Annotated in this window: 15 protein-coding genes; 12 read left to right on the top strand and 3 right to left on the bottom strand. The window is 71.0% G+C overall.

Annotated features, from left to right (window positions below):
• The first annotated feature begins 179 nt into the window (after positions 1–179).
• The 5 genes from dnaK (at position 180) to H1W00_RS04590 (ending at position 5,189) form a co-directional block, all read left to right on the top strand.
• Positions 180–2,021: a molecular chaperone DnaK gene (gene dnaK, locus H1W00_RS04570; protein WP_181754031.1), complete on the top strand. Its 1,842-nt coding sequence runs from the start codon at positions 180–182 to the stop codon at positions 2,019–2,021.
• A complete protein-coding gene (locus tag H1W00_RS04575) occupies positions 2,018–2,590 on the top strand; it encodes a nucleotide exchange factor GrpE (RefSeq protein WP_181754032.1) in 573 nt (190 codons plus the stop codon). The genes dnaK and H1W00_RS04575 overlap by 4 nt, the downstream gene beginning before the upstream one ends.
• Before the next feature lie 116 nt (positions 2,591–2,706).
• Positions 2,707–3,816, top strand: coding sequence for a molecular chaperone DnaJ (gene dnaJ, locus H1W00_RS04580; protein ID WP_181754034.1), 1,110 nt, complete (start codon positions 2,707–2,709; stop codon positions 3,814–3,816).
• Entirely contained in the window at positions 3,813–4,187 is a 375-nt protein-coding gene (locus H1W00_RS04585) for a heat shock protein transcriptional repressor HspR (protein ID WP_181754036.1), read from the top strand. Before dnaJ ends, H1W00_RS04585 begins: the two co-directional genes overlap by 4 nt.
• 165 nt (positions 4,188–4,352) lie before the next feature.
• On the top strand, positions 4,353–5,189 hold the full coding sequence (locus H1W00_RS04590; protein WP_181754038.1) for a hypothetical protein: 837 nt from the start codon (positions 4,353–4,355) through the stop codon (positions 5,187–5,189).
• Here the strand turns inward: H1W00_RS04590 and H1W00_RS04595 are convergent.
• Complete coding sequence (locus tag H1W00_RS04595; protein ID WP_181754040.1) at positions 5,147–5,803, bottom strand: hypothetical protein; 657 nt, start codon at positions 5,801–5,803, stop codon at positions 5,147–5,149. The two genes, H1W00_RS04590 and H1W00_RS04595, sit on opposite strands and share 43 nt — an antisense overlap.
• Before the next feature lie 134 nt (positions 5,804–5,937).
• On the opposite strand from H1W00_RS04595, the gene H1W00_RS04600 reads away from it, so the two are divergent.
• The 3 genes from H1W00_RS04600 to ppc all read left to right on the top strand — a co-directional run bounded on the left by H1W00_RS04600 (position 5,938) and on the right by ppc (position 10,103).
• Positions 5,938–6,981 carry a M4 family metallopeptidase gene (locus tag H1W00_RS04600; RefSeq protein WP_181754042.1) on the top strand — a complete coding sequence of 348 codons (1,044 nt, stop codon included), beginning with the start codon at positions 5,938–5,940 and terminating at the stop codon, positions 6,979–6,981.
• Complete coding sequence (locus H1W00_RS04605; protein ID WP_181754044.1) at positions 6,942–7,226, top strand: protealysin inhibitor emfourin; 285 nt, start codon at positions 6,942–6,944, stop codon at positions 7,224–7,226. The genes H1W00_RS04600 and H1W00_RS04605 overlap by 40 nt, the downstream gene beginning before the upstream one ends.
• Positions 7,227–7,316: 90 nt before the next feature.
• Positions 7,317–10,103: a phosphoenolpyruvate carboxylase gene (gene ppc / locus H1W00_RS04610; RefSeq protein ID WP_181754051.1), complete on the top strand. Its 2,787-nt coding sequence runs from the start codon at positions 7,317–7,319 to the stop codon at positions 10,101–10,103.
• Between the two features lie 201 nt (positions 10,104–10,304).
• Here the strand turns inward: ppc and H1W00_RS04615 are convergent, their stop codons facing one another.
• Positions 10,305–11,828, bottom strand: coding sequence for an AMP-binding protein (locus tag H1W00_RS04615; RefSeq protein WP_181754053.1), 1,524 nt, complete (start codon positions 11,826–11,828; stop codon positions 10,305–10,307).
• A 193-nt stretch (positions 11,829–12,021) separates the two neighbouring features.
• On the opposite strand from H1W00_RS04615, the gene H1W00_RS16990 reads away from it, so the two are divergent.
• Complete coding sequence (locus H1W00_RS16990; RefSeq protein WP_181754055.1) at positions 12,022–12,642, top strand: hotdog domain-containing protein; 621 nt, start codon at positions 12,022–12,024, stop codon at positions 12,640–12,642.
• Positions 12,643–12,645: 3 nt separating this feature from the next.
• On the opposite strand, the gene H1W00_RS04625 is transcribed toward H1W00_RS16990, so the two are convergent.
• Positions 12,646–13,497, bottom strand: coding sequence for a 3-hydroxybutyryl-CoA dehydrogenase (locus tag H1W00_RS04625; protein WP_338072904.1), 852 nt, complete (start codon positions 13,495–13,497; stop codon positions 12,646–12,648).
• 106 nt (positions 13,498–13,603) lie between these two features.
• On the opposite strand from H1W00_RS04625, the gene H1W00_RS04630 reads away from it, so the two are divergent.
• The 3 genes from H1W00_RS04630 to H1W00_RS04640 all read left to right on the top strand — a co-directional run bounded on the left by H1W00_RS04630 (position 13,604) and on the right by H1W00_RS04640 (position 20,372).
• Positions 13,604–13,993 (top strand): hypothetical protein, encoded by a 390-nt coding sequence (locus tag H1W00_RS04630; protein WP_181754059.1) that lies wholly within the window; start codon positions 13,604–13,606, stop codon positions 13,991–13,993.
• A 135-nt stretch (positions 13,994–14,128) separates the two neighbouring features.
• A complete protein-coding gene (locus H1W00_RS04635) occupies positions 14,129–16,963 on the top strand; it encodes a 5'-nucleotidase C-terminal domain-containing protein (RefSeq protein WP_181754061.1) in 2,835 nt (944 codons plus the stop codon).
• Between the two features lie 73 nt (positions 16,964–17,036).
• Positions 17,037–20,372, top strand: a complete 3,336-nt coding sequence (locus H1W00_RS04640; protein WP_181754063.1) for an ExeM/NucH family extracellular endonuclease — start codon at positions 17,037–17,039, stop codon at positions 20,370–20,372.
• The last annotated feature ends 26 nt before the right edge of the window (positions 20,373–20,398 follow it).

Below are 20,398 nucleotides of genomic sequence, written 5' to 3' on the forward strand. Positions count from 1 at the left end.
GAGCCTAGGGGCGCCCCGGACGCGCGTCGTCAGACCAGGGTCTGGTCCTGCAGATCGAAGGCGGGAGGGGGAATGGAACGGGCTTGATCGAAGTTGATAACGTATGACTCAAGTCTTTTGACCCACAGTTTTCAAGGCACAGATTTCAAGCAGAGACACTGCGATCCCCAGGAGGAACCATGGCCCGTGCAGTCGGCATCGACCTCGGCACGACGAACTCCGTCGTGGCCGTGCTCGAAGGTGGAGAGCCCACCGTCATCGCGAACGCCGAAGGCGCTCGCACCACCCCGTCCGTCGTCGCGTTCGCGAAGGACGGTGAAGTCCTGACCGGCGAGGTCGCCAAGCGTCAGGGCGTCACCAACGTCGACCGCACCATCCGCTCGGTCAAGCGCCACATGGGCACGGACTGGTCGGTGGAGATCGACGGCAAGAAGTTCAACCCCCAGCAGATCAGCGCGTTCGTGCTGCAGAAGCTCAAGCGCGACGCCGAGGCCTACCTGGGCGAGCCGGTCACCGACGCGGTCATCACCGTGCCGGCGTACTTCAACGACCACCAGCGCCAGGCCACCAAGGAGGCCGGCGAGATCGCGGGCCTCAACGTCAGCCGCATCATCAACGAGCCCACCGCGGCCGCGCTGGCCTACGGCCTGGACAAGGGCGACGACCAGACGATCCTGGTGTTCGACCTCGGCGGCGGCACGTTCGACGTGTCCCTGCTCGAGATCGGCGACGGCGTCATCGAGGTCAAGGCCACCAGCGGTGACAACCACCTCGGCGGCGACGACTGGGACAACGCGGTCGTCGACTGGCTGGTCAACAAGTTCAAGGCGTCCACCGGCGTCGACCTGACCAAGGACAAGATGGCGATGCCCCGCATCCGCGAGGCCGCCGAGCGCGCGAAGATCGAGCTGTCCAGCTCGTCCTCGACGTCGATCAACCTGCCCTACATCACGGTCGTCGACGGCAACCCCGTCTTCCTCGACGAGACGCTGACCCGCGCCGAGTTCGAGAAGATCACCGCCGACCTGCTCGAGCGCACGAAGGCGCCGTTCAACAACGTCATCCGTGACGCGGGCGTCACCGTCAAGGAGATCGACCACGTCGTGCTGGTGGGCGGCTCCACCCGCATGCCCGCGGTCTCCGAGCTCGTGAAGAGCCTCACCGGTGGCCAGGAGCCCAACAAGGGCGTCAACCCCGACGAGGTCGTCGCCATCGGCGCCAGCCTGCAGGCCGGCGTGCTGAAGGGCGAGGTCAAGGACGTCCTGCTGCTCGACGTGACCCCGCTGTCGCTGGGCATCGAGACCAAGGGCGGCGTCATGACGAAGCTCATCGAGCGCAACACGACGATCCCGACCAAGCGCTCCGAGGTCTTCACGACGGCCGACGACAACCAGCCGTCCGTGGCGATCCAGGTCTACCAGGGCGAGCGCGAGATGGCCGCCGGCAACCAGCTGCTGGCCACGTTCGAGCTCACCGGCCTCCCGCCTGCGCCTCGCGGCGTCCCGCAGATCGAGGTCACGTTCGACATCGACGCCAACGGCATCGTGAACGTCTCGGCGAAGGACCGCGGAACCGGCAAGGAGCAGTCGATGACGATCACCGGCGGCTCCGCGCTGTCGAAGGACGACATCGACAAGATGGTCAAGGACGCCGAGCAGTACGCCGAGGAGGACCGCAAGCGCCGCGAGTCCGTCGAGGTCCGCAACCAGGCCGAGACGCTCGTCCACTCGACCGAGAAGTTCCTGGCCGAGAACGGCGACAAGGTCGGCGACGACGTCAAGACCGAGGTCCAGGGCGACGTCGACGCGCTGAAGTCGGCCCTCGAGGGTGACGACACCGACGCCATCCAGGCGGCCGTGACGAAGCTCGGCACGTCCAGCTCGAAGATGGGCGAGGCGATGTACGCCGCCGCCGCGGCCGAGGCCGGCGCCGAGGGCGCTGCCCCGACCGGCGACGCCCCGGCCGATGACGACGACGTCGTCGAGGCCGAGATCGTCGATGACGAGGGTGAGCAGAAGTGACCGAGAAGCCGTTCGGCGACGAGGCGACCTCCCCCGAGGGGGAGGCGCCCGCCGCCGGCGCGGAGCAGGAGCAGGCCTCCGAGGAGGTCGCTCCTGACCCGGTCGCCGAGCTCGAGGCGAAGGTCGCCGAGCTGACGAACGACCTCCAGCGCAAGCAGGCGGAGTTCATCAACTACAAGCGACGGGTCGAGGACGATCGCGTCCGCGCGGTCGAGACGGGCAAGCAGAAGGTCCTCACGGAGCTGCTGACGGTGCTCGACGACCTCGGCCGCGCCGAGGAGCACGGTGAGCTGACCGGCGGCTTCAAGGCCGTGGCCGACCAGCTGCGCGGCACGGTGGGCAAGTTCGACCTGGTCTCGTTCGGCGAGGCCGGCGAGCCGTTCGACCCGAACCTGCACGAGGCCGTCTTCCACGCGGGTGAGGACCCGAACGTGGCGGTGCAGAGCATCGCGCAGGTGATGCGCACCGGCTACCGCGTCGGCGACCGCGTCCTGCGGCCGGCCGTGGTGGGCGTCGTCGACCCCGGCGCCGCCGCCGAGGCCACCGAGCAGCCGACCACGCAGGACTGAAGCATGATCTCGATACACCGTCTCGCTTCGCTCGCCGGCACTCGATCACCGAGCCAGCCGTCCGGTGATCGAGCGGCGTATCGAGATCACCAAGACACGAGAGGGAGGAGGGGTGAATGAGCGCACCGACTGACTGGGCGACGAAGGACTTCTACGCGGTCCTGGGCGTCAAGAAGGATGCCTCGGCCGACGAGATCAAGAAGGCGTACCGCAAGCTGGCGCGGGACAACCACCCCGACTCCAACCCCGGCAACACCCAGGCGGAGGAGCGCTTCAAGGCGATCTCCGAGGCCTACGGGGTGGTCGGCAACGCCGAGAAGCGCAAGCAGTACGACGAGCAGCGCTCGCTGTTCGGCCAGTTCAAGGGCGGCTTCCCGCCCGGCGGTGGCGGCGGCTCGTACCCCAACGGCGGGGTCGACTTCGACCTCAGCGACATCCTCGGCGGCATCTTCGGCGGGGGTGCCCGCGGCGGTCGCCGCCGCGCACCCCAGCCGCGACGCGGTGACGACCTCGAGACCGAGGCGACGATCACCTTCCGGCAGGCCGTCGAGGGCGTCACGCTCCCGCTGCGGCTCACCAGCGACGAGCCGTGCACGATGTGCCACGGCACGGGCGCGAAGCCCGGCACCGTCCCGAAGGTGTGCGGCAACTGCCAGGGCAGCGGCATGCAGACCAGTGCCTCGGGCGGCGTCTTCGCGATGACCGAGCCCTGCGCGCAGTGCCGCGGTCGCGGGCTGATCGTCGAGCACCCGTGCGAGGTCTGCACGGGGACCGGCCGCGCGCCGTCGAGCCGCACCATCAACGTCAAGGTGCCGGCCGGCGTCAAGGACGGCCAGCGGATCAAGATCCGCGGCAAGGGCGCGAAGGGCGACACCGGAGCTCCCGCGGGCGACCTGTTCCTGCTGGTGCACGTCGAGGGTGACGAGCGCTTCGGGCGCAAGGGCGACGACCTCACGGTCACCGTGCCGCTGCCGTTCGACGACGCGGTGCTCGGCGGCGAGGTCAGCGCGCCCACGATCGACGGTCCGTCAGTCAAGCTCAAGGTGCCGCCGGGCACGCCCAACGGCCGCACGTTCCGTGCGCGCGGCAAGGGCGGCACGCGGCGCGACGGGTCGCGCGGCGACCTGCTGATCACGGTCGAGGTGCAGGTGCCCCACGAGCCGTCGCCCGACGAGCGGGCCGCGGTGGAGGCGTTCCGCGCCGCGAGGACGGGGAGTGCCAGATGAACGAATTCATCCCACCCGGCCCCGAGGCGAAGGTCTTCGTGATCAGCGTCGCGGCCGAGCTGTCGGGACTGCATCCCCAGACCCTGCGCACGTACGACCGGATGGGCCTGGTCGAGGCCGGGCGCACCTCCGGCGGCGGCCGCCGCTACTCACTGCGTGACATCGAGTTGCTGCGGATGGTCGCGCACCTCACCGCCGAGGGCCTGGGCCTGGAGGGCGTCAAGCGCGTCATCGCGCTGGAGAACCAGGTGGCGGCGCTGCAGGCGAAGGTCGCCGAGCTCCAGGCCGAGCTGGTGCAGGCGCGCGCTCCGCAGAACCTGCCCGCGCTCTACGGTGGCCGCCAGGTCACCGTCTGGCGCCGTCAGCCCTGACCCTCGGCCCCTCGCCCGCCCCCCGGTTCGCCGAGTGGCGCAGATTCGCCCGCCACTCGCCGAGTGGCGGGCGTTCTTGCGCCACTCGCGACCCGGGTTTGCGCCACTCGACGTCAGTCGACGTCGGGCGGGCCCGCCGCGAGGAGCTGCCCTACGCTCGCGCCCATGACGTGGAACTCGCCGTGGCGGCGCATCCTGTTCACGCCGGTGCCGTGGCTGCTGGTGGTGGCCATCGTCGTCGCGCAGTACCTCGTCATCGACGACGTGGCGGCCGACAGCGAGGGCGACGAGCTGCTGGGCCTGGTCCTGATGATCGGGGCGGTGGTGCCGGTGTCGTGGGCCGTGCTGGAGACGATCTGGCTGCGGTTCGCCGGTCCGTCGATCATGGTGGCGTTCGCGCGCATCCTCGCGCTGCCGTTCCTCATGGGCCCGATCCTGGGGCTCACCGGGACCTACGTCCGGCTGAGATCAGGGGTCGAGCAGACGATCGAGGCGACCCGCCGGCCCGACGGCTGGCACTACTGGTTCGACGCCTCGCGCGGCAGTGGCACCGCGACCTCCGATCTGGCGCTGATCATCCTCTCCAACGCGGGCGCGGCGATGCTCGCGGGACTCAGGCTCGTCGTCTTCGTGGTGCTGCCGTGGTTCGCGTTCATGCGCCCGGCGCAGTTCATCGAGGCCAACATGATGGACACCAGTCCCGCCGCGGCGGCCGCCAACGCCGCCGGCGCGCGGATGATCTCGATCATCCTCATGCTGGTGTTCGCGGTGCCCACCGTGATCGTGTGGCTGGCGAACGAGGACCGCGCCGGCCTGGGCTGGGTGCTCGGAATCGCCATGGTGGTGATCGGCTTCTTCATGGTCCGCTTCGTGCTCAGCCGTCAGGTTCCGGACCACGAGGCGCGAGGCGCGCTGCCGGCGTGGAGCCGGGGCGTGCAGACGCTGAGGCACGAGCGCGATCAGGAGTCGTCGGACGGCGGCGGAGGAGCCTCCGCGCGCTGACGGATCCGTTTGCGCCGCTGGATCTCGCTCACCGTCAGGCTGACGGCCACGAGGAGGCCGAGGACGACCTTCAGCCAGCCGAGGTCCCAGTCCGGCCACCACGCGAACAGGTCGCGTACCCAGCCGAAGAGGTCGGGCACCCAGCCGAAGAGGTTCCAGTCGGGCAGTTCGATGTCGGGGTTGGGCACCCACGACCAGTCGAGCCGCGGTGCGAACCGGGACAGGAACGCCGACACCAGGGCACCGAGCCCGAGCAGGCCGGCCGCCGAGGTGGCGACGTGCCGGGTGGCGTACGCGTAGGGGTGCGCCTCGCGCAGGTCGTACAGCCGGCGGGGTCGCGAGCCGTCGGGCGGGACGAACGGCACGGTGACGGGCAGCTCGCCGTTCCCGGACTCGATCAGCGAGACGCGGGTGATCCCGCCGCGCACGCCACGTTCGGCCTTCACCTTCTGGTGACGGCCCGCCAGCCGGTCGAGCTCGAACTCGTGCTCGCCGAGCCGGCCCAGCACGGCCTCGTCGACGTCCACGCCGTCGAGGCCGAGCCGAACGCGACCCTCGGCGTCCTCGTGCACGGCCAGGTCGCGACCGTGGTCGCGCAGGGTCCAGGAGGGCATGCCGTCACGCTAGCCGGGGAGCCGGCGTCCTCGCGACGACCGAACGGCTACGTCTGATGGCCGAACGGCGCGCCTCGTCTCACGTGGCAGTCGTCGCCGCGCGCGATGTCGGTGCCGGGCCCTACGGTCGAGGCATGGAAACGATTCGGGGGATCGTCCCGCCCTACCTGCTCCGTCAGATCGCCTCGCTGGAGGACGACCGCTACGCCACGGCTGCCCGCGCGGCCCAGCACGCGCTGTCCGAGCGGCCCGGGCACGGCGGCCACAGGCACCCGTCGGCGCGCCCGCCGGCGGCCGACACGCCCCTGCGGCGCCGGGTGAGCGATGCCGAGAACCGCACCGAGCTGCCGGGGCGCGTGGTCCGCTCCGAAGGCGATCCGCCCACCGGCGACGTCGCCGTCGACGAGGCCTACGACGGCTTCGGCGCCACCGACGGGCTGCTCCGCTCCGTGTACGGACGCCAGTCGATCGACGACGCCGGGCTCACGCTGGCGGGCACCGTGCACTACGGCGTCGCCTACGACAACGCCTTCTGGGACGGCTCCCAGATGGTCTTCGGCGACGGCGACGGTGAGATCTTCGGGCGCTTCACGGCCTCCCTCTCGGTGATCGGCCACGAGCTGGCGCACGGAGTGGTCGAGTACACGGCCGGGCTGGTCTACCGCGACCAGTCCGGGGCGCTCAACGAGTCCGTCGCCGACGTCTTCGGCGCCCTGGTCGAGCAGCACGCCGCCGGCCAGAGCGCCGACGAGGCGTCGTGGCTCATCGGCGAGGGCCTGTTCACCGAGGCGGTCCAGGGCCGGGCCCTGCGGTCGATGAGTGCGCCCGGCACCGCCTACGACGACGACGTGCTGGGCAAGGACCCGCAGCCGGCCCACATGGACGACTTCGTCGAGACCACGCAGGACAGCGGCGGCGTGCACCTCAACTCCGGGATCCCCAACAAGGCGTTCCACCTCGTCGCCACCGGGCTCGGTGGCAACGCGTGGGAGGTCGCCGGCCGGATCTGGTACGAGACCCTGCTCGGCGACCTGTCCCCGCGGGCCACGTTCGAGCAGTTCGCCAGGGCCACGGTGGCGGTCGCCGAGAATCACGACGCTGCTGACGTGGTGCGATCCGCGTGGCAGTCTGTGGGGGTATGGACGGAATCGACCAGCCCCTCCTCGTCGTCCGGGTGACCCGCACCGGCGGCTTCGCCGGGCTGCGCCGGCAGTGGGAGGTCGAGGCGACGTCCGAGGACGAGGCGCAGGCCTGGTGGCCGCTCGTCGAGGCGTGCCCGTGGGACGCCACTCCCGGCGACGGCTACCCCGACGGCTTCGTCTACGAGCTGCAGGCCAACGACCGCGAGGCCACCCTGCCCGAGCGCCAGGTAGACGGCCCGTGGCGCGAGCTCGTCGAGGCCGTCGTCCACCACGCGCCCTGAGCCGCGCGTCACTCCCACGCCGCCGCGGATCTGACTAGGCTGGTCGCGGGCAACGGCGCCCCACGACTTTCGCCAGCCGAGGGGAGCTCCATGACCGACTCCGAGTTCGATGCCATCGCCCGATCCAAGGACGAGTCGCTGCGCACCGACGTGCGCCGCGTCGGCGACCTGCTGGGCCAGACGCTGCGGCGCCTGGAGGGCCAGCACCTCTTCGACCAGGTCGAGCTCGTGCGCGCCCAGGGCAAGGTCATCGAGGAGTCCGACGACCCCGACGAGCGCCACGAGGCCGCCTCGCAGATCCGTGCGCTGCTCGCCGACCTCGACGCGCCCACCGTGGGCAAGCTCGTGCGGGCGTTCAGCGTCTACTTCAACCTCGCGAACGTGGCCGAGCAGGTGGCCCGCGTGCGCGGCATCGAGGCCCGCCCGGACGACCAGGGCTGGCTGGCCCGCGCGATCGACGACATCGTCGCTGAGCAGGGCGTCGACGCGCTGCGCGACGGCGTGGAGCGGATCGACGTCCGTGCGATCTTCACCGCCCACCCCACCGAGGTCAGCCGCCGCACCGTGCTGACGAAGCTGCGCCGGATCGCCGACATCCTCGTCGACTCCGCCGAGCCCGGCACCCGCCGCCGCGTCGCGCAGGACCGCGACCTGGCCCAGCTGATCGACCTCATCTGGCAGACCGACGCGGTCCGTCGCACGCGACCCACGCCGCTCGACGAGGCGCGCCACCTCGTGTTCTTCCTCCAGCAGATCCTCGAGGAGGCGCTGCCCGACATCGGCACCGACCTCGCGGACCGGCTCGCCGAGCACGGCATCGCTCTCGACCCCGCCCGTCGGCCGCTGTCGTTCGGCACCTGGATCGGCGGCGACCGTGACGGCAACCCGAACGTCACGCCCGAGGTCACGCTCAGCATCCTGCAGCTGCAGAACCGCATCGCCACGCGCATCGTCGACGCCAACCTCGACCTGCTGATCCGCGAGCTGTCGTCGTCGGACGAGCTGGTCGAGGTCAGTGCCGAGCTGACCAAGTCGCTGCAGGCCGACCTCGTGGCGCTGCCCGATCTCGACCCCCGGCTGCTGAACGTCAACGCGCACGAGCCCTACCGGCTCAAGCTGTCGTGCGTCAAGCTGAAGGTCGCCAACTCGGCGGCGCGCGTCGCCGAGGGCACGCCTCACGTCCCGGGCCGCGACTACGCGAACCGCGACGAGCTGCTGTCCGACCTGGCCGTGGTCGACGCGTCGCTGCGCGCGCACGGCGGCGAGCTCATCGCCGACCGGATGCTGGCGCGGGGGATCCGCGCCATCTCGTCGGTCGGCCTGCACCTGGCCACGATGGACATCCGCGAGCACGCCGAGGCCCACCACCACGCGCTCGCGCTCCTCTTCGACCGGCTCGACGAGTCGGAGACGTCCTACGACGACCTCAGCCGCGACGAGCGGTTCGCCCTGCTCTCGCGCGAGCTGGGCCGGCTGCGCCCGCTGGCCGCCGACCCGCCGTCGCTCGACGAGTGGGGCGCGCGCACCTACGGCGTCTTCGCCGCGGTCCGCGAGCTGAAGGAGGCCTTCGGCGAGGACGTCATCGAGTCCTACATCGTCTCGATGACCGTCAGCGGCGACGACCTGCTCGCGCCGGTCGTGCTCGCGCGCCAGGCCGGGCTGGTCGACCTCGTCGGCAGCGAGGAGACGCCGCCGTTCGCCCGCCTCGGCTTCGTGCCGCTGCTGGAGACGGTCGACGAGATCCGCCGGGCCGGCGACGTCCTCGACGAGCTGCTCTCGGACGACCACTACCGCGCGCTGGTCCGCCTGCGCGACGACCGGCAGGAGGTCATGCTCGGCTACTCCGACTCCAACAAGGCCGGCGGCATCACCACCTCGCAGTGGGAGCTGCACCGCGCGCAGCGGGCGCTGCGCGACGTGGCGCAGAAGCACGGCGTCACCCTGCGGCTCTTCCACGGACGCGGTGGCACGGTGGGCCGCGGCGGCGGACCCACCTACGACGCGATCCTGGCCCAGCCGTACGGCGTGCTCACGGGTGACATCAAGTTCACCGAGCAGGGCGAGGTCATCAGCGACAAGTACTCGCTGCCGCGCCTCGGCCACGAGAACCTCGAGCTGTCGTTCGCGGCGGTGCTGGAGGCCTCCACGCTGCACCTGGAGGCCCGCACGCCCACCGAGTCGATGCAGCAGTGGGACGACACGATGACCCAGGTCAGCGACGCCGCCTACGCCGCCTACCGCCGCCTGATCGACGCCCCGGGGCTCTTCGAGTACTTCCTCGCCTCGACCCCGGTCGACCAGCTCGGCGACCTCAACATCGGCTCGCGCCCGTCGCGCCGCCCCGAGACCGGGGGCGGCATCGACGGCCTGCGCGCGATCCCGTGGGTGTTCGGCTGGACCCAGAGCCGCCAGATCGTGCCCGGGTGGTTCGGTGTCGGCAGCGGCCTGCGCGCCGCCCGCCTCGCCGGGAAGGGCGACGTGCTGGCCGAGATGCTCGACCAGTGGCACTTCTTCCGCACGTTCATCTCGAACGTGGAGATGACGCTGGCGAAGACCGACCTCGACGTCGCCGGGCACTACGTGAACACGCTCGTTCCGGCCGACCTGCGCCCGATCTTCGACCGCATCCGGGCCGAGCACGCGGTCACCGTGGAGGAGGTGCTGCGGGTCACCGGCGAGCGCCACGTCCTCGACGACCAGCCGGGCCTGCGCCGCACGCTGGAGGTCCGCGACGCGTACCTCCAGCCGATCTCGTTCGCCCAGGTCGACCTGCTGGCCCGCTACCGCGAGGACCCCGAAGCGGTCGACGAGGACATGCGCGCCGCGCTGCTCCAGACCGTCAACGGCATCGCCAACGGCCTGCGCAACACGGGCTGAGCAGGATCTCGATACGCCGCGACTCCGTCGCGAGCTACTCGATCACCGGCCCGGCGAATCGAGATCACGCACGCAGCTCCGGCCCGGTGATCGAGTAGTGGGGCGAGGAACGAGCCCGCGTGTCGGGGTTACGCACGCAGTTCCGTCGCCGGTGGCCCGGTGATCGAGTAGCGGGGCGAGGAACGAGCCCGCGTATCGGGTTCAGTTGACCTGGCGGTCGCGGCCCTCCCAGTAGGCCTCGCGGAGCTTGAACTTCTGCAGCTTGCCGGTGGCGGTGCGGGCCAGCTCCTCGCGGAACTCGACGCGCTTCGGCACCTTGTACCCGGCGAGTCGCTCGCGCGCGTGGGCGCGCAGGTCGTCCTCGGTGACGTCGCCGTCGAGCACCACGAGGGCCAGGACGAGCTCGCCCCACTTGTCGTCGGGGATGCCGATCACCGCGACCTCGCGCACGGCCGGGTGCGAGGCCAGCACGTCCTCGACCTCGATCGACGACACGTTCTCGCCGCCGGAGACGATGACGTCCTTCTTGCGGTCGGCGATCGTGACGTAGCCGTCCTCGTAGACGCCGCCGTCGCCGGTGTGGAACCAGCCGCCCGCCAGCGCGTCCTCGGTGGCCTCCGGATTCTCCCAGTACGACGCGAGCACGGTGTTGCTGCGCACGAGGATCTCGCCCTGGTCGTCGATCATCACGCGCGTGCCGATCGTGGGGGCGCCGGCGCGGGCCAGCAGGCGTGCCTGCTCCTCGCCCTCGAGGTCGTCCCACTCCTCGCGCATGCGGCTCATCGTGAGCAGCGGCGAGGTCTCGGTGAGGCCGTAGATCTGGATGAACTCCCAGCCGAGCTCCTCGCGGACCCGCTGGATGGTGCGGGTCGGCGGGGGAGCCCCGGCCACGATGCAGCGCACCCGGTCGCGGCCCGTGTCGCCCGTCCAGTCCTCGAGCGCGTCGAGCGTGGCATTGAGCACCGCGGGAGCGCACGCCAGCACCGTGACACCGTGCTCCTCGATACGCCGCAGGATCTCGGTGCCGTCGATCTGGCGGATCACGACCTGCTTCGCGCCGACGCCCGTGGCCGAGTAGAGCAGGCCCCAGCCGTCGCAGTGGAACATCGGCAGTGTGTGCAGGTAGACGTCGCGGTCGGTGAGCGTGGCGTGCCAGCCGAAGGTGGTGGCGTTGACCCAGCGGGCGCGGTGCGTCTGCTGCACGCCCTTGGGCCGGGCGGTCGTGCCCGAGGTGTAGTTGATCGTGGCGGTGGCGTTCTCGTCGGGCTCCCACTCGGCCGGCTCGGCCTTCGACGCCCAGATCCGGTCGTCGTCGCGGCCCAGGACGAACACGTGCTTGGCCGACGAGCAGGACTCCGCGAGGTGCGCCAGCTCGGGATCGAGCATGACCACCTCGGCGCCGCAGTGCTCCACGATGTACTGGACCTCGGCCGGCGCCAGCCGGAAGTTCACCGGCACGAAGACGCGGCCCCAGTTGGCCACGCCGTAGAACGAGGCCAGCAGCCGCGCCGCGTTGTGCGAGACCATCGCGACCCTCGCGCCCTGCGGCACACCGAGCTCGTCGAGCGTCGCGGCCTGGCTGCGCGCCCTCGCGTACAGCTGGGCGTAGGTCACCTCGCCCCACGAGTCCGCCACCTGGTTCGGCTCGTCGACCACGGCGACGCGGTCGGGGTACACGGTGCGGGCGCGGTCGAGGAAGTCGCGCAGGGTGAGCGGGACGATCATGGGGCCTCCGGCGGGGTCGAACGGTGCGTGTGGGTCACGTCACGCTGCCATTGTGTCGACTCGCGGTGGCGCCGTGCACCCCGAGCCCGGTCACGAGCGACCAGCGGTCGGCGCCTCCCGACGAGCGGTGGGCTCGTCCACGCCGGGGGAGCGGTGGTCGGCCCGACCCGGCGCGCTGGGTAGCCTCGGCCCGGTGAGCTGGGAAGAGATGTTCAAGGGCGACTTCGCCGCGGACGACGTCCGCGCCTACGGCGAGCTGGTGCGGAACCTGCACGCGGTGCAGGACGTGCTGGCCGCGATGCCGATGGACCGCGAGGCGATCGACGGACTCTCCGCCGACCTCGCGCGGTGGCGCGAGCGCCTCGAGCCGTCGGTCACCGACGAGCAGCATCAGGTCAACGGCCGCGTCGCCGAGCTGCCCGTGCGCGGCCACGCGATGCTGCCCGAGCTGGACGTCACCTCGCGCACGACCGACCGCGTCGAGGGGACCGTGCGCTTCGGGCGCTGGTTCATGGGCGGCGGGATGGCCGTGCACGGCGGAGCCGTCAGCCTGCTGTTCGACGAGGTGCTCGGCATCATCGCGTCGCTCGCCGCGGGCGGCATCACCCGCACCGCCTACCTCCACACCGACTACCGCGCCCTCACCCCGATCGACACCGAGCTCGAGACGGTCGCGTGGATCGACCGGGTCGAGGGCCGCAAGTGGTTCATCCGCGGCGAGATCCGCCACGGCGACGTCGTGTGCGCCGAGGCCGAGGGCCTGTTCCTGCGCCTGCTGCCCGACCAGGGTCTCGGCAAGCGCACCACCGACTGAGCCTCAGGGGTAGGGGTAGAAGCCCTGGCCCGACTTCTTGCCCATCAGGCCCGCGTCGACCATGCGGTCGAGCAGCGGCGGCGGCGAGTAGAGGGGCTCCTTGAACTCCTCGTACATCGACTCGCCGATCGCCTTGATCGTGTCCAGCCCGATGAGGTCGCTCAGCGCGAGCGGCCCCATCGGGTGGCCACAGCCCAGCACCATGCCGTTGTCGATGTCCTTCGCCGAGGCGTACCCGGCCTCGTACATCCGGATCGCCGACAGCAGGTACGGCACCAGGAGCGAGTTGACGATGAAGCCCGCGCGGTCGGTCGCGTCGATGGGCTGCTTGCCGAGTGTCTCCGAGACGTAGGAGCGCATCCGGTCGAGCGTCTTGTCCGAGGTCGTCAGCGACGGGATGAGCTCGACGAGCTTCATGACGGGCGCCGGGTTGAAGAAGTGCACGCCCATGACCCGGTCGGCTCGGCCGGACGCGGCGCCCAGCTTCACGATGGGGATCGACGACGTGTTGGAGGCCAGGATCGCGTCGGGGTCCTGCAGGATCCTCCCGATGCGGGTGAAGAGGTCGAGCTTGATCGACTCCTTCTCGCTCGCCGCCTCGACCACCAGCTGGCGGTCGGCGAGATCGTCGAGGTCGGTCGTGACCTTGATGGCCTCGAGGGTCACGTCGCGGTCCTGCTCGGTGAGCTTGCCGCGGTCGACGGCACGCTGCAGCGAGGTCTCGATCCGGCCGTGCGCGGCGGCGGCGGCCTCCTCGGTGACCTCGACGACGACGACCGAGATGCCGGCGCGCGCGTTCACCTCTGCGATGCCGGAGCCCATGAGGCCACCTCCGACGACTCCGATGCGTTCGATGGTCACGCGACCTCCCGGTAAAGATGATGGATTCCTCACCTTCGATCGTAACGGTCGCCGGGTGAGCCTCCGCAAGCGCTTCGAGGGGGCGTGATGGGATGGCCCCATGCGTGCGTGGCTCCCGGTGGTGCTCGTCCTCGCCCTGGCCGGCTGCGGCGGGAGCGATGATGCCCCGACCCCGTCGGCGAGCTCGGCCTCCACCACGCCCGGCAAGGTCTCCACCGAGGCCTCGGGCACGGTCGATCCGCTGGCGATCACCTCCTACGTCTGCCGCCGGAACGCCAAGGGCGTCTGGAAGGTCCAGGGCACGCTCAAGAACACCGGCAAGCAGGTCCGCGACTACAGCGTCACGGCGTTCATCGGTCAGCAGACCGGACCGGCGCGCGTCGTGGAGCTCGACCGGGTCCGGGCGGGCGCCAGCGTGCCCTTCGCGATGGACCCGATCGTGGCCGCGCCCGAGGGCCCGTGCCGGCTCCGGGCCGTCATCGCGCTCTGACGCCGCGGCGTCCACGAGGCGCCCCCGACCTTTTGCCGCGTCTTAACCAAAATGTCATGGTCCGTCCGGTCTCTTGGCTGATTCTCAGGGTTACGGTGTGCCAAACCGGTTCCCCTGCGACAAAGGACACAGACCTTGAAGTCCCGACGTTCCCTCTCGGCCGTTGCGATCGGAGCGCTGCTGAGCGCACCGATCGTCGTGGCCCCGTCGGCCACCGCGGCCGACCCCGTCGACATCACCCTCGTCGACATCAACGACTTCCACGGCCGCATCGACTCGAACACCACGAAGTTCGCGACGACGGTGGAGCAGATCCGACAGACGGCGGGAGAGGCGAACACGCTCTTCCTCTCGGTCGGTGACAACATCGGCGCCTCGCCGTTCGCGTCCGCCACGCAGCAGGACGAGCCCACGATCGACGTGCTCAACGCGCTCGACCTCGACGTCTCGTCCGTGGGCAACCACGAGTTCGACCGCGGCTTCGACGACCTCGTCGGCCGCGTCACCGACCGGGCCGACTTCCCGCACCTCGGTGCGAACGTGAAGCTCCGGGACACGGGTGCCGCGGCACTGCCGGCGTCGGCCTCCTTCACCGTCGGCGGCCTCGAGGTCGCGGTCATCGGCGCGGTCACCGAGGAGACGCCCTCGCTCGTGACGCCCTCCGGCATCTCGACCCTGACGTTCACCGATCCGGTCGAGGCCGTCAACACCGAGGTCGACCGCCTCGAGGCGCTGCCCGAGGCGGACCGTCCCGACGTCATCGTCGCGGCGTTCCACGAGGGTGCCGGCGCCGGCACCCCCGACGGCTCGAGCCTGGCCGAGGAGGTCGCCCACGGCGGCGCCTTCGCCGACATCGTGAACAACACCGACGCCTCGGTGGACGCGATCTTCACCGGCCACACCCACAAGGCCTACGCGTGGGACGCCCCGGTCCCCGGCCAGGGCGCCAAGACCCGCCCGATCATCCAGACGGGCAGCTACGGCGAGAACATCGGCAAGGTCACGCTGTCGGTCGATCCCGACACCGGAGACGTCGCCTCGCACACGGTCGCGAACGTCCCGCGCGTCGCCACCGCGAACGAGCAGCTGCCCCGCGTCGCCGCGGTCAAGACCATCGTCGACAACGCCCTCGCGTACGCCGCCACGATCGGCAACGAGAAGGTCGCCGACATCACGGCCGACATCACCACCGCCTACACCGGCGGCAGCTACGTCGGCGGCGTCTACACGCCGTCGAACCCGGCCGCACCCAAGACCGGTCGCGACGACCGTGCGAGCGAGTCCACGATCGGCAACCTCGTGCCCGACGCGATGCTCGCCCAGTCCAAGGCGACGAACGCACCGGCCGACCTGTCGATCAACAACCCCGGCGGCCTGCGCGACGAGCTGTTCTTCGCCGGTAACACCACCACCGGCGGCCCGAACAACACCGACGGCTCGGTGACGTTCGCCGAGGCCAACGCCGTGCTGCCGTTCACCAACAACCTCTTCACGGTCACCCTCACGGGCGAGTCGCTGAAGAAGGTCTTCGAGCAGCAGTGGCAGCGCAACCCCGACAACACGGTGCCGAGCCGCCCGTACCTGCAGCTGGGCGTGTCCGACAACGTCCGCTACACGTACGACGCGACCCGCGCCGAGGGCGACCGCATCACCAGCGTCTGGATCGACGATCAGCTGCTCGACCCGGCGAAGTCCTACAAGGTCATCGTCCCGTCGTTCCTGGCCACCGGCGGCGACAACTTCCGCGCCTTCGCCGAGGGCACCTACGTCGACACCGGTGTCGTCGACTACGAGGGCTGGATCGAGTACCTGGGCGCCAAGTCCCCGGTGACCCCCGACTTCGGCCGCCGCTCGGTGGCCGTCACGGGCCTCGCGAGCTCCTACGAGGTCGGCGAGACGGCGACGTTCTCGCTGCCGAAGCTGAACCTGACCTCGCTGGGCAGCCCGGCGAACACGTCGGTCGAGGCCACCCTGGAGTACGGCGACGGCCAGACGCTCGACCTCGGCTCGCAGCCGGTCACCAACGGCGCCTCCGGCCAGTTCTCCTTCACCGTGCCCGCGGGCGCGATCGAGGGCGGCACGATCCGCGCCGAGGCGTCGCCGAGCGGCACCGTGGCCACCATCCCGCTGTCGGTCGAGAAGGCCGCCTCCACCACCACCGCCACGGCTCCCGCCCAGGTCACGAAGGGTGAGGCGTTCGACGTCTCGGTCGACGTCACCGCGGCGGCGGGCGACCTCGACGGCACGGTCGTCGTCCGCGACGGCGCCACCGAGGTCGGCACCGGCACCGTGACGGACGGCTCCGGGACGGTCGAGGTCCAGGCCTCCGACCTGCGGCTCGGCCAGCGCACGCTGACCGTGGCCTACCAGGGCTCCGGCACGGTGGCCGGCTCCGAGACCACCGTCTCGGTCGAGGTCATCAAGGGCGAGACGCCGTTCACCGCGCAGGGCTCGACCACGCCGTACGGCACGGGCGCGACCATCACGCTGACGGCCGCCCCCGGCACCAGCGGCATCGTCTACGTCGCGAACCAGCTGGGCATGCAGGTCGGCACGGCCTTCCTGTCCGACGGCAAGGGCACGTTCCGCTTCGGCGGCACGGCGCTCAAGCCGGGCTCGTACACCTACGGCCTGTTCTTCAACGGCAGCGCCTCGTACGAGCCGGCCGACGCCACGGCGACCGTGAAGGTCACCAAGGCCGACACCTCGGTGCGCGCCGTGGTCGCCTCGAAGATCAAGTCCAAGGGCGCGGTCCTGAAGGCCCGCGTCTCGGCCAAGGGCTTCACGCCCACCGGCACGGTCGTGGTCAAGCGCGGCACCAAGGTCGTGGGCAAGGCCACGGTCAAGGACGGCGTGGCCCGCGTGAAGCTGGCCAAGCTCCCGCGCGGCAAGGCGACGCTGCGGGTGTTCTACAAGGGCAGTTCCGTCGCGAACGGCTCCACGACGTCCGCGAAGACGTTCGTCAAGTAGTGACCTGAGCCGGGGCGGTCCGCACGCGGGCCGCCCCGGCTCACTCCATCAGCACCACTCGAGGGGAATCCCGATGTCTCGTCCTGTCCTTCGCGGTCTGACCGCGCTCGCCGTGGCGGCCGGTGCGGCCGTGGCGGTGCCGCCCGCGGCCACCGCCGCTCCCGACGGCTCCGGCCTCGTGATCAACGAGGTCTACCTGAACGGCGGCTCCGCGGGGGCCACCTACCTCAACAAGTTCGTCGAGCTGCACAACCCGACGGACGAGGACATCAGCGTCAACGGCTGGTCGGTGCAGTACCGCGCGTACAACGGCACCGCGAACTTCTCCGCCGTGATCCCCCTCGGCGACCGGCACCTCGAGCCCGGCGGAACGCTGCTCGTGAGCGGCAACTCGAACGCCGCCAACGGCGCGGCGCTGCCCACCCCCGACGTGGCCAGCACGACCGGCTTCTCGGGCAACTCGAACGGCGGCACGATCGCGCTCGTCTCTTCCGAGACCGCGCTCACCGGAGACCTGGCCACCGTCCGTGCCAACGCGTCCCTGGTCGATCTCATCGGCTACGGCCTCTCGAACACCTACGAGGGCACGGCGAAGGCCGACGGCTACACGGTGACCGCCTCGGTGACGCGCGCAGCGGGCGCGGACACCGACGTGAACTCCACCGACTTCACCACCGCGGCGCCCTCGCCCGTGGCGTGCGGCGCCACCTGCGCCGGCCCCGGCGACGCCGAGCCCGAAGAGCCCGAGCCCTCCGAGACGGTCACGATCGCGCAGATCCAGGGCACGGGTGCGGCCAGCCCGCGCGTCGGCCAGACGGTCACCACCACCGGCGTCGTCACGGCGCTCTACGCGTCGGGCGGCTTCAACGGCGCGTACCTCCAGACGCCCGGTACCGGCGGCACGGCCGGTCCCGCGTCACACGGCCTGTTCGTCTTCGGCTCGTCCACCGCGTTCGCGCAGTCGGTCGACCTCGGCGACACGATCGACGTCACCGGCGCCGTGTCGGAGTTCAACGGCCTGACCCAGATCACCGCGGCGACGTGGCAGGACGCCACCACCGCCGGCACGGTCACGCCGACTCCCGTCACCTTCCCCATGACCGAGGCGCAGCGTGAGGCCCTCGAGGGCATGCTCGTCGACGCCACGGCGGGCACGTTCACGCTCACGAACAACTACGGCACGAACACCTTCGGCGAGATCGGCCTGGCCTCGGGTGACACCGTGCTGCCGCAGCCGACCAACGAGGTCCGTCCGCGCACGTCCGCCTACGACGCCCTGGTGGCGCGGAACGCGGCCCGCATGATCACGCTCGACGACGGCAAGAGCATCAACTTCACCTCGGGCGCCAACCGCGCGATCCCGGGTCCGTGGCTGACGCCGACCAACGAGGTCCGCACGGGCGCGTCGGTCACGATCGACGAGCCGCTGGTCATGGACTGGCGCAACAGCACGTGGAAGCTCCAGCCGACGCAGCCCTTCGCGGCCGGTGGCGAGTCCGCCACGATCGCGCCGCAGAGCACGCGCGAGACGGCACCGAAGGACGTCGGCGGAGCGGTCAAGCTGGCCTCGTTCAACGTCCTGAACTACTTCACCACCACCGGTGAGGACTGGGTGTCCTCGAGCCGCGGCACCTGCACCTTCTACACCGACCGCGACGGCAACCGCATCACCGTGAACACCTGCACGAACAACGGTCCGCGCGGTGCCGCCAACGACGTGAGCCTCGCCCGCCAGCAGGCGAAGATCGTCCGGGCGATCAACACGCTCGACGCCGACGTGCTGTCGCTGGAGGAGATCGAGGACACCGGCTCGCTCGGTGGCGCCGATCGCGACGAGGCCCTCACGACGCTCGTCGCGGCGCTCAACGCCGACGCCGGCTCGCAGCGCTGGGCGGCGGTCCTGTCGCCGTCGACGATCCCGACCTCCGGTCGCGACGTCATCCGCACCGCGTTCATCTACCAGCGCGACGTGGTCGAGCCGGTCGGGCCGTCGGTCATCCTCGACTCGCCCGCGTTCGCCAGCGCCCGCGCCCCGCTGGCGCAGGAGTTCCGCCCGGTCGACGGCGACGCCGGCCAGGACTTCCTGGCGATCGTCAACCACTTCAAGTCGAAGGGCTCGGGCGACGGCGTGAACGCCGACCAGGGCGACGGCCAGGGTGCGTCGAACCGCGCTCGCGTCGGTCAGGCCGAGGCGCTCGTCGACTTCGTGTCCTCGCTGGAGGAGCAGACCGACACCGACCGGGTGTTCCTGCTCGGCGACTTCAACTCCTACGCCAAGGAGGACCCGCTGGCGATCATCGAGGACGCCGGCTTCGTGAACGTCGACCAGCGCCTCACCGACGAGGAGACCTACCAGTTCGAGGGCATGCACGGCTCGCTCGACCACGTGTTCGCCTCCTCGGCCGCATTCGCGCGGGTCACCGGCGCCGACGTGTGGACCATCAACGCGCCCGAGTCGATCGGCCGCGAGTACAGCCGGTTCAACAACAACGTGACGAACCTGTTCGACGCGTCCACGCCGTTCCGGGCCAGCGACCACGACCCCGTGATCGTCGGCTTCGACCCCGGCGCGGCCGCCGAGGTCGCCACGACGACCACGGCGAAGGTGCCGTCCGTCGTGTGGGCCGACGAGGCGTTCGACGTCGCGGTCACGGTCGCCTCGGGCACGGGCTCGCCCCGTGGCACGGCCACCGTGTCGCTGGGCGACGAGGTGCTCGGCACGGCCGCGGTCGCCGATGGCAGGGCCACGGTCACGGTGTCGGCGGGCTCGCTGCGGGCGGGTCGTCACGTGCTCGACGTCGCCTTCGCGGGCGAGGGTCGCTACGCCGACTCGGCCGGCACCGTCACGGTCGACGTCCGTGCCGACTCGGCGATCACCGCCTCGGCGGCGCGCGGCACCTACGGGAAGCCGACCGCGATCACGGTGACGGGCGCTCCCGACGCCGGCGGTCTGCTCTACGCCACGGCCGGCGGTCGGATCGTCGCCTCGGCGATCATGCGCAGCGGCTCGTCGACGATCCGCGTGCCGGGTACCGCCCTGCGGCCGGGCACCACCGCGGTGACCGTCTTCTACGCCGGTGACCGTGCGCATGAGCCGAGCCGCACCTCGGTCGACGTGACGATCGCGAAGGCGAGGGCCACCGTGTCGGCGAAGGTGCTGAACGGCAAGGTCACGGAGCGGACGCGTGCCAAGGTGCGCGTCGTGGTCCGTACCCCGGGCTTCGTCGAGAGCTCGGGGAAGGTCCGGATCTACCGGGGCTCGAAGCTGCTCGCGTCGGGCAACGTCAAGGGCGGCAAGGTCACCGTGACCCTGCCGCGCCAGAAGTCCTCGGTGCGCCTGACGGCACGGTTCAGCGGCACGTCGCTGACCTCGCCGGCGAGCCGCGCGTTCGTGCTGCGGGTGCGCTGAGGCAAGGGGGACAGGCCGGGCGGCCC

Source organism: Aeromicrobium phoceense (assembly GCF_013868155.1).
GTDB lineage: Bacteria > Actinomycetota > Actinomycetes > Propionibacteriales > Nocardioidaceae > Aeromicrobium > Aeromicrobium phoceense.

Excerpts from the sequence above, each read along its gene's own strand:
- dnaK (WP_181754031.1), top strand. The coding sequence starts at position 180 with ATGGCCCGTGCAGTCGGCATCGACCTCGGCACGACGAACTCCGTCGTG.
- dnaJ (WP_181754034.1), top strand. The coding sequence starts at position 2,707 with ATGAGCGCACCGACTGACTGGGCGACGAAGGACTTCTACGCGGTCCTG.
- H1W00_RS04585 (WP_181754036.1), top strand. The coding sequence starts at position 3,813 with ATGAACGAATTCATCCCACCCGGCCCCGAGGCGAAGGTCTTCGTGATC.
- H1W00_RS04590 (WP_181754038.1), top strand. The coding sequence starts at position 4,353 with ATGACGTGGAACTCGCCGTGGCGGCGCATCCTGTTCACGCCGGTGCCG.
- H1W00_RS04595 (WP_181754040.1), bottom strand. The coding sequence starts at position 5,803 with ATGCCCTCCTGGACCCTGCGCGACCACGGTCGCGACCTGGCCGTGCAC.
- H1W00_RS04600 (WP_181754042.1), top strand. The coding sequence starts at position 5,938 with ATGGAAACGATTCGGGGGATCGTCCCGCCCTACCTGCTCCGTCAGATC.
- H1W00_RS04605 (WP_181754044.1), top strand. The coding sequence starts at position 6,942 with ATGGACGGAATCGACCAGCCCCTCCTCGTCGTCCGGGTGACCCGCACC.
- ppc (WP_181754051.1), top strand. The coding sequence starts at position 7,317 with ATGACCGACTCCGAGTTCGATGCCATCGCCCGATCCAAGGACGAGTCG.
- H1W00_RS04615 (WP_181754053.1), bottom strand. The coding sequence starts at position 11,828 with ATGATCGTCCCGCTCACCCTGCGCGACTTCCTCGACCGCGCCCGCACC.
- H1W00_RS04630 (WP_181754059.1), top strand. The coding sequence starts at position 13,604 with ATGCGTGCGTGGCTCCCGGTGGTGCTCGTCCTCGCCCTGGCCGGCTGC.
- H1W00_RS04640 (WP_181754063.1), top strand. The coding sequence starts at position 17,037 with ATGTCTCGTCCTGTCCTTCGCGGTCTGACCGCGCTCGCCGTGGCGGCC.